This window comes from Sporosarcina sp. NCCP-2331, from assembly GCF_023707945.1.
Classification (GTDB): Bacteria; Bacillota; Bacilli; order Bacillales_A; family Planococcaceae; genus Sporosarcina; species Sporosarcina cascadiensis.
In genome coordinates, this window is sequence record NZ_BRCD01000005.1 from 137,135 (window position 1) to 150,359 (window position 13,225).

At 42.4% G+C, this 13,225-nt stretch carries 13 protein-coding genes; 12 read left to right on the plus strand and 1 reads right to left on the minus strand.

Going from position 1 to position 13,225, the window contains the following annotated elements:
• Positions 1-207 precede the first annotated feature (207 nt).
• The 7 genes from NCCP2331_RS04720 (at position 208) to mbcS (ending at position 7,789) form a co-directional block, all read left to right on the plus strand.
• Positions 208-546: a hypothetical protein gene (locus tag NCCP2331_RS04720; protein WP_251668891.1), complete on the plus strand. Its 339-nt coding sequence runs from the start codon at positions 208-210 to the stop codon at positions 544-546.
• Between the two features lie 431 nt (positions 547-977).
• Positions 978-2,069 (plus strand): histidinol-phosphate transaminase, encoded by a 1,092-nt coding sequence (gene hisC, locus NCCP2331_RS04725; protein ID WP_251668893.1) that lies wholly within the window; start codon positions 978-980, stop codon positions 2,067-2,069.
• A gap of 16 nt (positions 2,070-2,085) precedes the next feature.
• Positions 2,086-3,072, plus strand: coding sequence for a C-terminal binding protein (locus NCCP2331_RS04730; protein WP_153722914.1), 987 nt, complete (start codon positions 2,086-2,088; stop codon positions 3,070-3,072).
• 23 nt (positions 3,073-3,095) lie between these two features.
• Positions 3,096-3,620, plus strand: coding sequence for a TRAP transporter small permease (locus tag NCCP2331_RS04735; protein WP_153722913.1), 525 nt, complete (start codon positions 3,096-3,098; stop codon positions 3,618-3,620).
• 16 nt (positions 3,621-3,636) lie between these two features.
• Complete coding sequence (locus NCCP2331_RS04740) at positions 3,637-4,935, plus strand: TRAP transporter large permease (protein ID WP_251668895.1); 1,299 nt, start codon at positions 3,637-3,639, stop codon at positions 4,933-4,935.
• Positions 4,936-5,028: 93 nt separating this feature from the next.
• Positions 5,029-6,066, plus strand: coding sequence for a TRAP transporter substrate-binding protein (locus NCCP2331_RS04745; RefSeq protein ID WP_251668897.1), 1,038 nt, complete (start codon positions 5,029-5,031; stop codon positions 6,064-6,066).
• A gap of 145 nt (positions 6,067-6,211) precedes the next feature.
• Positions 6,212-7,789: an acyl-CoA synthetase MbcS gene (gene mbcS / locus NCCP2331_RS04750; RefSeq protein WP_251668899.1), complete on the plus strand. Its 1,578-nt coding sequence runs from the start codon at positions 6,212-6,214 to the stop codon at positions 7,787-7,789.
• A 63-nt stretch (positions 7,790-7,852) separates the two neighbouring features.
• Here mbcS and NCCP2331_RS04755 read toward each other — a convergent pair whose 3' ends face one another.
• Entirely contained in the window at positions 7,853-8,653 is an 801-nt protein-coding gene (locus NCCP2331_RS04755; protein WP_251668902.1) for an NAD kinase, read from the minus strand.
• Positions 8,654-8,759: 106 nt separating this feature from the next.
• On the opposite strand from NCCP2331_RS04755, the gene sppA reads away from it, so the two are divergent.
• From sppA to NCCP2331_RS04780, 5 genes are all read left to right on the plus strand, one after another.
• Positions 8,760-9,764, plus strand: a complete 1,005-nt coding sequence (gene sppA, locus NCCP2331_RS04760; protein WP_251668904.1) for a signal peptide peptidase SppA — start codon at positions 8,760-8,762, stop codon at positions 9,762-9,764.
• Between the two features lie 12 nt (positions 9,765-9,776).
• Positions 9,777-10,328 (plus strand): RDD family protein, encoded by a 552-nt coding sequence (locus tag NCCP2331_RS04765; protein WP_251668906.1) that lies wholly within the window; start codon positions 9,777-9,779, stop codon positions 10,326-10,328.
• A gap of 27 nt (positions 10,329-10,355) precedes the next feature.
• Entirely contained in the window at positions 10,356-10,859 is a 504-nt protein-coding gene (gene tpx / locus NCCP2331_RS04770; protein WP_251668908.1) for a thiol peroxidase, read from the plus strand.
• Between the two features lie 46 nt (positions 10,860-10,905).
• Positions 10,906-11,820 (plus strand): class I SAM-dependent methyltransferase, encoded by a 915-nt coding sequence (locus NCCP2331_RS04775; RefSeq protein ID WP_251668910.1) that lies wholly within the window; start codon positions 10,906-10,908, stop codon positions 11,818-11,820.
• Between the two features lie 155 nt (positions 11,821-11,975).
• Positions 11,976-13,199, plus strand: coding sequence for an acetate kinase (locus NCCP2331_RS04780; RefSeq protein ID WP_251668912.1), 1,224 nt, complete (start codon positions 11,976-11,978; stop codon positions 13,197-13,199).
• Positions 13,200-13,225 lie beyond the last annotated feature (26 nt).

Here is a 13,225-nt window from a genome sequence, read left to right on the forward strand (position 1 = left end):
CCGGCCAAAGGAAAATCTATATTCTCTCCTTTACTCATACATTTGAAGAGGTTGTCCAAAAAGTCCTATAACATGACTTTTTGCGACAGCCTCTTTATTGTTTCGATTTAGTTATGGGTCTGCATCAAAATCGATTCTTGACATCTTGTCTGGTAGACATTGCGAGGATTATGCTGTGCAATGCTTCTTTACAAAGGGTGGATTTAGTTGTTTCGGTTTCGCTTGCCCGACTTTGCAGGTGGTTTGATTGAGATGTGGGTTTGCAGTTTGAATCAACTTCGGCGCTGGGGGATTGCCTTAGGCTATGAGCCTACTGGCGAAGAACATGCCAGCAGTCTCACAGCCACGGCCGACCCCGCAGTTGCGCCTGCGCTGGTGTGGGGAAAGTATGTCATGTTGCTCTTTGCAAAGTACCGAGTAGAGTTGGTGTGTTTTCGTTGCTCGACTTTGCAAACACATAACTACATGTTCTGGAGAAGAGTACGATTTATTAACCCAGAAAACTCCGCTCCTTATTCCATTCAGATTTTCCCAGACCATGTGTAAAGTTATGCAATAAAAAGATATTTGCATGCAAGTAATTTCTGCAGGAGGGAAAAGTAGAGAATTGCTATATAAGACTGACCTATTTTCATTTTCTCATATCGAAATGCAAATAATATCTGCACTAAACAATGACATTTTCAAATTATATAGCAGCAAGTCTTTTAATTAGTCTGAATATTTTTTATTTAGGAAAAAATAAGTGCTTGCAAATAAAGGGTTTCCAATACTTTAGCTCTTTTATTTTAATTCTAACCTGCTTCTTGGCACGGAAGTTGCAAAGTATATAGTACATAATGACTCTTGCTTGCTATTGATCTAACCTGATTAGTTTTTAAAATATTTAAGTTGTAACGAACTATTTATTCCTTATCAAATATCTGGTTTTGCTTCCGTCATTTTATTATTGAAAATGAATGAAAAGGAGAATGATTATGATGAAAAACTTATGGCGTAAGGAAGTACATAATTTAACGCCTTATGTTCCGGGTAAGCCAATTGAAGATGTGAAAAGGGAGCTGGGACTCGATGAGGTGATCCGACTCGCATCGAATGAGAATCCGTATGGACCATCCGTAAAAGCGCTTTCCGCTATGTTGCGTTCGGTGCGTGATAGTTGGCTTTATCCCGAGCCTACGAGCCGTGAGCTTCGCGAAGCGCTCGGGCAGAAATATGGGCTGGATGCTGAGCAATTGATCGTAGCTAATGGTGCAGACCACATTATCTCTCTCCTAGGCCATGCTTATATCAACGAGGGTGATGAAGTGATTTATTGTCAGCCGACCTTTTCCAGCTACGAAGCGGTCACATTGCTGATGGGCGGGGTTCCTGTTGAAGTTACATCCAACGAAGATTTCACAGTCAATTTGAAAGGGATTCTCGAGGCGGTCACTGACAAGACTAAGCTGATCTTCATTTGTAATCCAAATAATCCGACGGGAACTATTGTGGATGATGATGAACTGCTGACATTTCTTGAAAGTTTACCTTCACATGTTATCGCCATTCTCGATGAGGCTTATGTGGAGTATGTAGATTCACCAAAGTATAAAACATGCATCGATTTCATCAAAGCAGGACTTCCCGTAATTGGTGTAAGAACATTTTCTAAGTTTTACGGCTTAGCAGGAGCGAGAGTTGGCTACGCTATGGCAAATTCAAAATATATACAATCTTTACAAGCTGTCAGACAAACATTTGCGGTCAATAGAATTGCGCTCGCAGGAGCTCTGGCTTCTTTGGAGGATGAAGCATTCGGAGCCGGTGTGTTTGAAAAAAACTGCTCTGAGAGACAGCGATTGACTGATGCTTTAATAGACCTCGAGTGTGAAGTAGTAGACTCTCAATCCAATTTCATTTTCGTTAATGTCAAACAAGATATATCAAAGGTGTTTGCAAGACTTATGGAAAGAGGTCTTTTGATCAGACCGTGCACTCCTTGGAAGCTTTCAACGTACGGAAGAATCACTATTGGTACAAATGAAGAAAATAATAAATTAATTCAGGCTTTAAAAGAAGTGCTTTAAAAATGGAGGTGCAGAAATGAAGGATGGCAAGAAACTTGTTTGGATCCTCGATGATGAGTGGACGGAACATCATCTGGAAGAAGAATTGTTTAATCAGAATGGATTCACATTGAAAGTATCCACTTCTGCTACTCTTTCTGATGACTTGGCAGAGTATGGTCCTGCCGCGGATGGCGTCATCGTTCAAGTGGGATTTAATTGTGAGAAAAGGATCATCGATCAATTAGACAGTTGTAAAGTGATTGCTGTATATGGTGTGGGATTCAATCACGTCGATATCGAGGCAGCAGCGGAAAAAGAAATTCCTGTCTGCAATGTGCCTGATTATTGTGTAGAGGAAGTGGCAGATCATACGATTGCTTTGATGCTGGCTGTAAGCCGCCGGATTAAAAGTTACAGTCGGCAAGTAGAAAATGGAAAGTGGGATGCTCTGGAAACACTGCCGTTTAAAAGATTCAAAGACATGACGATAGGGTTATTCGGTTTTGGAAGGATCTCTCAATTAGTCGCTAAGAAACTTCAGACATTTGGATCTCGAATAATAGCTTTTGATAAATATGCTGACCGGCAAGTATTTGATGAATTAGGTGTCACGAGCGTTTCGATGAAAGAATTATTAACTCAATCAGATTTATTGAGCCTGCATATACCAATCACTCCGGAAACGGAAAATATCATGAATTCTGAAACACTTCAGCTGATGCCAAAAGGAGCCTTTCTGATCAACACTTGCAGAGGAGGAGTTGTAAATGAGAAGGATTTAGCTGCGGCCATTGCTGCAGGTCAAATAGGTGGTGCAGGATTAGATGTATTGAAAGAGGAGCCTCCGCGTCAGGATAATCCTCTTTTACAACAGAGAGAAGTATTAATCACCCCGCATTGCTCCTACATTTCGGAAAACTCTGTAGCAACGTTAAAACAAAGAACGTGTACGTTAATCTTAGATGGTGTTGACAGGGACCACTTTGAAAATGTAGTAAATCTAAAGACTTTCGCTAATTAATTTCAAGTGGGGAGTGAAATGATATGACTGTAAAAAAACGCTTTTTAGCCGTTGAAGAATATGTAATTATCGTGCTGTTTTCAGCTATGATTATTATTTTGGCCAGCCAGGTATTCACTCGGTATGTATTGTCATTTACTTTGCCATGGGCAGAGCAATTGACCCGTGTAATGTTTGTTTGGATTACATTTGCAGGAATTAGTCTGGCTGTCTCAAAGAGAATGCACTTACGAGTAACAGCCATCACAATGATCATTCCGGAAAGATGGCATCCGAGAGTATTTTTAGTCGGTGATGTAATTGCAGCGGCATTCGGTTTTTTCATGGCGTACCGCATTTACTTATCGATGATGGATATTATGGCGCGCGGCCAAACCTTTCCTGTCATTTGGGGAATGCCAACTTGGGTCATGTACCTTCCGGGAGCACTCGGTATGCTGGGTTTTGGATTAAGGATGGTATTCATAAACATAGTTCCTGCTCTTCGTAATTGGAGTGGTATGAACCCCGAAAGTGATAAAGAAAATGATACTATTGACCACTTCTAGATTAGGGGGATAAAACATGCTAACAGTATTATTCATCACATTAGCCATTTGCATGCTCCTGACAGTTCCAATTGCGGTAGCCATTGCAATTTCCACCATTGTCGGATTCATGGTATTTCATCCGGGAACCCCGATGTTCAATTTACTGGCACAGGCAATGGTTACTTCTGCAGATTCTTTTCCGCTAATGGCAGTGCCGGCCTTTATGCTGGTAGGAACCTTAATGGGAAAGGGCGGGATTGCAGACAGCTTAGTTGGACTGGCAGAAGGAGTTACTAGAAAAATGCCCGGCGGTCTTGGAATGGCAGGGATTGTAGCCAGTATGTTCTTTGCAGCAATCTCAGGGTCAGGGCCTGCAATTGTAGCCGCCATTGGTTCAATATTGATTCCTCAAATGAGTAAGCGGAATTATCCGCCTGCTTACTCTGCAGCACTTTTAGCAGCAGCCAGTATTATAGGTGTCGTCATTCCGCCAAGTATTCCCTTAATTATGTTCGGTGTAGTGGCTGGAGCTTCCGTAACGAAATTATTTATAGGCGGTATTATCCCGGGGCTTTTAATGGGTGTTGGCTTAATTATCGTAAATTACCTAGTTTGTAAAAAGAAAGGTTATGGCATTGTTTCTCTTGAAATGCAAGAGCTGGAACAGCAAGAAAAAGTCTCTGTAGGCAGACAACTATGGAATGCAAAATGGGCTTTGTTTATGCCAATCCTTATACTTGGCGGTATTTATGCAGGAATTTTCACACCGACCGAGTCGGCAGTAGTCGGATCTGTATATGCTTTGCTGGTCGGTCTGCTTGTATCCAAAAGTTTAAATTGGCAAGGAATTAAAGAAAGTCTCATTGAGGCTTCACTGTTATCTGCAATTATCATGTTCTTAATTGGCGGTTCGTTAACTTTTGGCCGGCTGCTTACAATGGAGCATATTCCGGAAAGGATTGCGAATACTTTATTTGAAATCTCCAGTAATGGAATCGTCATTATGTTGCTGATCATGCTGTTTCTGTTAATAACAGGGATGTTTATCGATACCATTTCAAATATTATTTTATTCACTCCAATATTCTTGCCGGTTATCATCCAGCTTGGTTACGATCCCGTCTACTTTGGAGTATTAATGACAATCAATCTGGCAATAGGGTACTTGACTCCTCCAGTGGGCGTATCACTATTTGTTGCACAAGGGGTGGCGAAAGTGCCGTTTGAAAGTATAGTGCGGCAAGTGATGCCGTTCCTGGTCATCCTGCTCGTGTTACTGCTGCTGTTCCTATTATTCCCTTCCATTATTATGGTGCTTCCGAATATGCTGTAACTCTATTTCAAAAGATAAAGGAGGTGAGAGGAAACCCTGGATGATTGATGTGATGAGTTTGGTGAAGATAAAATAGAAAGAGGGGGATGTAAAATGAAAAGACTTTTTATGATGCTTGTAATGATCTGCACAGTGGTTCTCTTGACGGCCTGCGGAGATGATTCGACTTCTGCCGATGCAACATCGAAGGATAAAGTGAAGGCAAAAACAATCCGCGTTGGTCATGAAGCAACCGAAGAAACTGCGGTTCACTTGGGAATCCAAAAGTTTGCAGATTTAGTCAATGAAAAATCAGACGGTGAACTATTTGTTGAAGTATTTGCAAATAGTACGATGGGAAGTAACCGGGAAATGCTGGAATCTCTTCAAAACGGTACGTTAGAAGCAGCATTGCCGACTACAGCACCTTTAAGTTCATTTACAAATAAATCCTTACTATTCGATTTACCTTACTTATTTAAAAATCGTGAATCGGCTGAGCATGTGTTGGACGGAAAGATTGGCGATCAAGTAATGGAGGACCTAGAAGAGTCGGGATTCATAGGATTAGGCTGGCTGACACAGGGATTCAGACATATTGCCGTCAATACGAGTCAGCCGGTCACCAAACCGGATGATTTGAAAGGTATACGGATCCGGACAATCGATAATCCGATCCACATCGCGCATTTTGAAGAACTTGGCGCAAGTGCAGCACCCATAGCGTTTACAGAAGTGTTTACTGCTATGCAGCAAGGTGTAGTGGATGGTCTGGAAAATCCTTATGCTAATATCGATACGATGGGCTTTAACGAAGTGGCGGATTATTTGGTCGAAACGAGCCACATATATGATGCCATACCAATTTTATTCTCCAAAGTGGTTTGGGACACGCTGACACCGGAACAACAAACTTTATTAAAAGATTCGGCTAAGGAAGCAAGTCAATATCAAAGGGACTTGCAAGAAGAAATGGATGGAGAAATCCGTAAGAAATATGAAGCAGATCCTAACGGGATTAAAGTATCTAAATTATCGGATGAGGAACGTGCTGTGTTTTTAGAGAAGGCACAGCCTGTCTACGATAAATATGAAGATAAAGTAGGTAAAGAGTTAATTGATGATGCATTTGAAGAGCAGAAAGACTTTTAATAATAGATAATTTAGCAACTTGTACTATGAAAATAGTATAAGTTGCTTTTTATATAATGAAGTGAATGTAATCGTGACACAAAAATTTTGAAATGTACGCATGGTATTTGTATACTGGTACTATTATGTAAAAGGGGGAATGAACATGAACCGAGAAGAATTACTCGCACCTGATCGTTATAATATCGTCTCTGAATTCGAAAAATATGCGACAGGCGACGGAAGGAAAGCGCTAATTTACGTGGACTCTCAAAATCAGCAGCAAGAAGTAACTTACGATGAGCTCATGAAAGCCGCCAATCGCACAGCCAATGTACTGACCACTAACGGCCTGGCTGAAGGTGATGTGGTGTTAGTTATGGTACCGCGTATGATTGAAGCATATGTTACATATATTGGTGCGCTCAAAGCGGGTCTAGTAGTCATCCCCAGTTCAGAAATGCTGCGTTCCTCTGATATTGAATATCGAATCGAACATAGCGGAGCGAAAGCAATCATTGCCTTTGACGCCTTCAATGACCAGCTGGAACATGTCGGCAATATTGATAATGTGAAAGTCTTTATTATTGGCAAAGCAGAAGAAGGAGAAATCCCGCTGACAGAGCAGGAAAAGAATGCCTCTTCAGAATTTACTGCCAGCAATACAAAAAGTACGGATACCGCTTTCCTGTCCTATACATCAGGCACTACAGGCAAACCAAAAGGCGTCGTTCATACGCATGCATGGGGATACGCGCATCTGCGTACAACCGGACCGAACTGGCTTGGCATTCAAGAAGGGGATCGTGTATGGGCAACTGCAGCTCCCGGATGGCAAAAGTGGATCTGGACTCCGTTCTTATCTGTTCTTGGAAGCGGGGCAACAGGATTTGTCTATAATGGCAAATTCAATGTAGATAAGTATTTTAATTTTCTAGATGAATATCAAATTAATGTGCTTTGTTGTACACCGACAGAATATCGTTTCATGGCAAAAGCGGAAAACCTCAGCGACTTTTCATTAGCTTCTATTAAAAGTGCCGTATCAGCGGGTGAGCCACTGAATCGTGAAATCATTGAAATTTTCGATAAGCAATTTTCATTGGCTGTTCGCGACGGTTATGGTCAGACGGAAAATACGCTGCTGGTCGGCACGATGATCGGCATGGAAGCGAAACCCGGTTCAATGGGGATGCCGACTCCTGGCAACCAGGTGGAGATTATTACGGATGAAGGAACGATTGCGGCTGCGGATGAGGTTGGGGATATCGCCGTCCATCAATCAACCCCCGCCCTGTTCCAAGAATATCTAAATGACCCGGAACGTACGAAAATGCAATTCAGAGGTGAATATTATGTAACGGGCGACCGTGCAAAGAGAGATGAAGACGGTTACTTCTGGTTTGAGGGACGCGGAGATGATATTATTGTCAGCTCCGGTTATACAATTGGGCCATTCGAAGTGGAAGATGCATTAATTAAACACCCTGCTGTCCGTGAGTGCGCGGTAGTCGGCAGTCCGGATCCCGAACGCGGCAATGTTGTGAAAGCATTTGTCGTTCTCAGAGATGCAGCGGCCGGGTCAGAACAGCTGATTAAAGAATTGCAGCAGCATGTGAAGCAAATGACAGCTCCTTATAAGTATCCGCGTAAGATTGAGTTTTTAGATGAACTGCCCAAGACAAGTTCAGGCAAAATTATGCGTGTAGAACTGCGTAAAAAAGAACAGAATTCACAAGATTAAAAATGAAAAGGGCTGTTCAAAAGTCGTCTTAGTCCGACGTTTGAACAGCCCTTTGATTTGGTATCAGAAAAATGTACGCTGGACTTTCTCAAAAAAGGAGTTGTCGGACAACTTAGCTGTCCGAATAACACGGTCACTCAGCACTGCTTCTACTTTTTCTACTTGTTTTACTGCCAGTGCTTCATTATCAGCAGCAGTAGATGGAAACTCGTTGCCTTCCTGTTGAATATCAAGTGTCAATTTTCGGCTGCCGCTTAAAATGAACGAAGTACCGAGTGTGCGGTAGCGGTTATTATTGACCGATGCCAGTTCGGAAACTTGGAAGCAAGGAAGCAGCGGATCAATCACTGCACCGCGGACTGATTTATTGTAAGCAGTACTGCCCGTCGGTGTGGAGATGATCATACCATCTCCCAAAAATGTCTCAAACAGCAGCTCGTCAATTGAAATATCCATCACGAACGTGCGTATAATTGTAGATCGGATGCTAAATTCGTTTAGACAAAAGAAGGGTTTATGCTGATTTATTGTGACTTCAAGCAGCGGGTAATGACGTTCTTCAATATTTGGCTGCTTCAAGGTACGCACTAATGAACTGATGTCATCGTATTTAAAGTCACAGTACACACCGTGTTCTCCTTTTACAGACAGCCCTATATACAGGCAGTCCCGGCGGAAATCTGTCTTTCTGGCGGCTTGGAGAAATGTTCCGTCGCTGCCGATACTGATAATGACAGCAGCTTCCGTATGATGATCAGTTAGGGTAAAACCTTCTTTTTTCAATTGTTTCTCGACATATGCTTTTTTATGAATCATATCTTCGTCAAGCCGGCTGAATAAATAGATTGTCTGTTCAGTAGCCATTGGAAATCGTCCCCTTTGTCAGTTAATAGAGTAAGTGTAGCATGAATGAAACATTTGAACGATCAGAAACGTACAGTAAGTTGTGAACAAAGGAGGAATGTAACGAATGACAGCGAAAAGATGGATTGCAGTGGCAGTAGCCGCGACTTTGATTTTTGTATCGATCGGAATCAACACAATGTCTTGGTTTTTTACGAGAGACTGGAATAATCTTCTCAATGAAATTACGGCGGTTGAACAGGATGTGCAGGAAACAGTCGTGGAAGATGGAAGTATGGATGAACGGATTGCGGTACTTTCAGTAGATGGCGTTATCCAAGATACGGGTGCGGCATCTTTATTCAGCGGCACGGAATATAATCACCAGCGCTTTATGGCGCAGTTAGCTCAATTGAATGAAGATCCTACGGTAAAAGGTATTGTACTATCAGTGAACTCGCCGGGTGGCGGGGTATTGGAATCATCCGATATCTATGATGCGTTTACTGAAATGCAAGAAACAAAAGAGATACCAATCTACGTTGCCATGGGTGGAATGGCGGCTTCAGGAGGCTATTATATTTCAGCCCCGGCAGAGAAGATTTTCGTTCATCCAGAAACGTTGACTGGATCAATTGGTGTCATCATGCAGTCAATCAATTACGGAAAACTGGCCGAAAAATATGGTGTCGATTTTCCGACGATTAAATCAGGCCCTTACAAAGATATGATGAGTCCGACGAGGGAGATGAAACCCGAAGAGCGGGAAATGCTTCAGGAAATGATTGATGATTCATATAATCGTTTCGTAGATATCATTGCTCAAGGACGTGGAATGGATGAAAAAGAAGTGCGTAAAGTAGCGGACGGCCGCGTTATGAATGGACGCCAAGCGATTGAAGCAGGTCTGGCGGATGACTATGGGAAGTTACCGGCTGTGGTTTCTGCAATGAAAGAAGACTATCATTTGGAAAATGCATCCGTTTTTGAATATGGTGCGCCTGATAATTTAGCTTCACTCTTATCATTAAAAGCACATGATGTATTCGGTGGAGATGTTGAATCACAAATTATCAAAAAAATGATTGCGGAAAATCAAGCCCCCCGGATGATGTATTTGTATGGTGAGTAAGGAGGAGAGTGTATGATGACGAATGAGATGCTGAACACACAGCGGCCATTGCCGGCATACCCGTCTCTTTTTCAGCCGAAATATGCGGGTTTCTGGATCAGGCTTTGGGCATTTTTGATTGATTTTTTGATGGTTTCAGCAATCAGCGGAATTTTTATTAAGCCGATTTTCCGTTTGCTCGATGCCGGGATTACTAAACCATTTGCCTTTTTATTCAGTCCTTATAAAATTGCGGCACTTTTATTGCTTCTGCTTTACTTTATCCTGATGACCAAATGGGCGGGTCAAACCGTGGGTAAAATGATTATGGGCATACGGGTCGTTAAGCTGGATGGAGAAAAGCTGGACTGGAATACGGTATTATTCAGAGAAGGAATCGGACGTTTTATTTCGCAGATGCTGTGGATACCGTATCTGCTCGTATTGTTTACTCCTCATAAAAATGCGCTTCATGATATTTTTGCTGACACAGCGGTCGTACATGAGCGTCTATTTGAAGAAAAGAAATTGACTGAAACAGACACGTCTGAACAGCATCAGTTGCAAGAAGACCCGGGCTTTTAGTACACTAGCTTAAAAGGAGTGATTGATTTGGTAAATGTTACATTTAAGAACAACCCTGTCCATTTGGAAGGAACAGAAGTAAAGGTTGGAGAAAAAGCACCTGATTTTACAGTGCTTTCAAATGATCTAAAGCCGGTCACGCTGGCCGAGTCGAAAGGAAAAGTACGTCTCATCAGTGTTGTGCCATCCGTCGATACAGGTGTTTGCTCTCTTCAGACAAAACGTTTCAATGATGAAGCGACTGCTCTTGGGGATGATGTAGAAGTGATAACTATTTCTGTCGATCTTCCTTTTGCGCAGGCGAGATGGAAAGACGCTGAAGGAGTCGAGAATTTACAGCTATATTCTGATCACCGAGATCTTTCATTCGGAACAGCGTTTGGCACTGCGATTAAGGAACTGCGTTTATTAACCCGCTCCATTTTCGTAGTGGACCGCGACGACCGTGTTTCATATGTAGAATATGTCAGTGAAGCAACCGACCATCCCGACTATGATGCAGCCATTCAAGCGGTAAAAGAACTGAATTAAATCGCAACCCACCTGATGAGGTGGGTTTCTTCATGGAGGAAATACAATGAACAATATGGAAAAAGTTTTTACTTATTATGATGAGTATGCAGCTAATGCCGACGGGCTATATTTAGATGCGGTGCTGGCAGCCAGTGAAAGATGGCTTGATCAGCCGGGTGCTGTGGAATTGGAGAGTCCGGTGAAACCCGAAGAAATTCGAAAAGGCGTGCAGCTGGCTTTATTAAAAGGAATGAAGCAGTCTGCGCAGGCGCACCACCAGATGACACCTGATTCCATTGGCTATTTAATCGGCTATTTGGTTAACAAGTTAATGAAGCAGACAGAAGACGCGACCTTTTTAGACCCGGCTGCTGGAACGGGTAATCTGCTCTTTACCGTATTGAACCAATTCGAAGGGAATGCTTCGGCAAGTGCAGTGGAAATTGATGATGTATTAATTCAAATTGCCGCTGCTACAGCGAACTTGCTGCAGCTTCCTGTATCTTTCTATCTGCAGGATGCTATGCGTCCGTTGCCGATGGATTTGGTAGATGCGGTTGTCAGCGATATTCCGGTAGGGTATTATCCCGATGATGAAGTAGCGCTGGATTATGAGCTTATGCCTGAAGAAGGACATGCTTTTTCACATTATCTTTATATTGAACAATCAATGCGTTATGTGAAACCGGGAGGCTACGGATTTTTTGTTGTGCCGTCCAGACTTCTGACAGCAGAAGGCGCTGAACCTCTATTACTGTTTCTGAAAGATCATCAACTGCTGAGAGGGCTGTTTGAACTTCCTGCTTCATTATTTGCAGATCAGCGTTTTGCGAAAAGCATCCTGCTTTTACAGCAGCCTGATGCGCAAATGATTATCCCTGATGTATTGCTTGCGAAGATACCTGAATTAGGCGACGTACGGGCAATGCAAAGCTTTTTTGCTAAAGTGGGCCGCTGGATGGGAAATAAGGAAGAGTGACCGAGCGGTCGCTCTTCCTCTATTTTTCTAATTATGAAAATATTTACAGAGAAATAGAATAAATTTCATATTTTTAATTGCGTTTCAAATTAGTAGGCATTATACTAGTTTGAAACGTTTAATAACGTAATAGTGAACTGAAGGGGTGGATAAAATTGCCGAAAATTTTATCGGTTAATGCAGGAAGTTCATCTTTAAAATTTCAATTGATTGAGATGACGACAGAAGAAGAGATTACAAAGGGGTTATTCGAAAGAATCGGTCTGAACAATTCGATTTTTTCTATGTCAACGAATGAAAAGAAAATCGAGAAGGTTTTGGATATTGCGGATCATTCTCAGGCAGTCAGCATGCTGCTCGCGCATCTTTTGAGTGAAGGTGTTGTCGAATCTTACGATGAAATTGACGGAATGGGGCACCGCGTAGTTCATGGGGGAGAGCTATTCAGTGATTCAGTTCTAATCGATGAGGAAGTAATTGAACGACTTGAAGAAATCTCAGGTTTTGCACCTTTGCACAATCCGGCTAATATTGTCGGGATTAAAGCCTTTAAAGAAGCGCTGCCGAACATACCTGCAGTTGCGGTCTTCGACACTGCATTTCACCAGACAATGCCTGAAAAAGCGTTTTTGTACGCTTTGCCATATGAATATTATGAGAAATACGGAATTCGTAAATACGGGTTCCACGGTACAAGTCATAAATATGTGACCGAACGTGCGGCAAAGATTCTGAACCGTCCGCTTGAAGATACACGTCTTATTTCCTGCCATTTAGGAAACGGTGCAAGTATAGCAGCAGTTAAGGGCGGTAAGTCAGTTGATACGTCTATGGGCTTTACTCCTTTAGCAGGTGTTATCATGGGCACGCGGTCAGGAAACATTGACCCGGCTCTAATTCCGTATATGATGGAACGCACCGAACAGACAGCTGACGAAGTAGTCAATGTTTTAAATAAGAAATCCGGCTTGCTGGGCTTAAGCGGATTTTCCAGTGATTTACGTGATATAACGGAAGCGGCTGAACAAGGAAACGAACGCGCGCAATTAGCTCTTGATGTGTTTACCGATCGGATTCACCAGCATATTGGTCAGTACGCAGCTGGAATGGGCGGGGTCGATGCGATAATTTTCACTGCAGGAATAGGTGAGAACAGTGCGATTGTGCGGGAAAAGGTAATGAACGGATTAGAATTTATGGGTGTGTATTTCGATCCTAGCCTTAACAACGTCAGAGGACAGGAAGCGTATATCAGCTTCCCGCATTCGCCTGTTAAAGTATTGATCATTCCGACAAATGAAGAAATCATGCTGGCTCGTGATACAGTTCGTATTGCTAATATTTCAGTAGAATCAGTACCGCTTGAAACAGCAAAATAAAATAAAAAAACTCGTTCTTCGTGTGA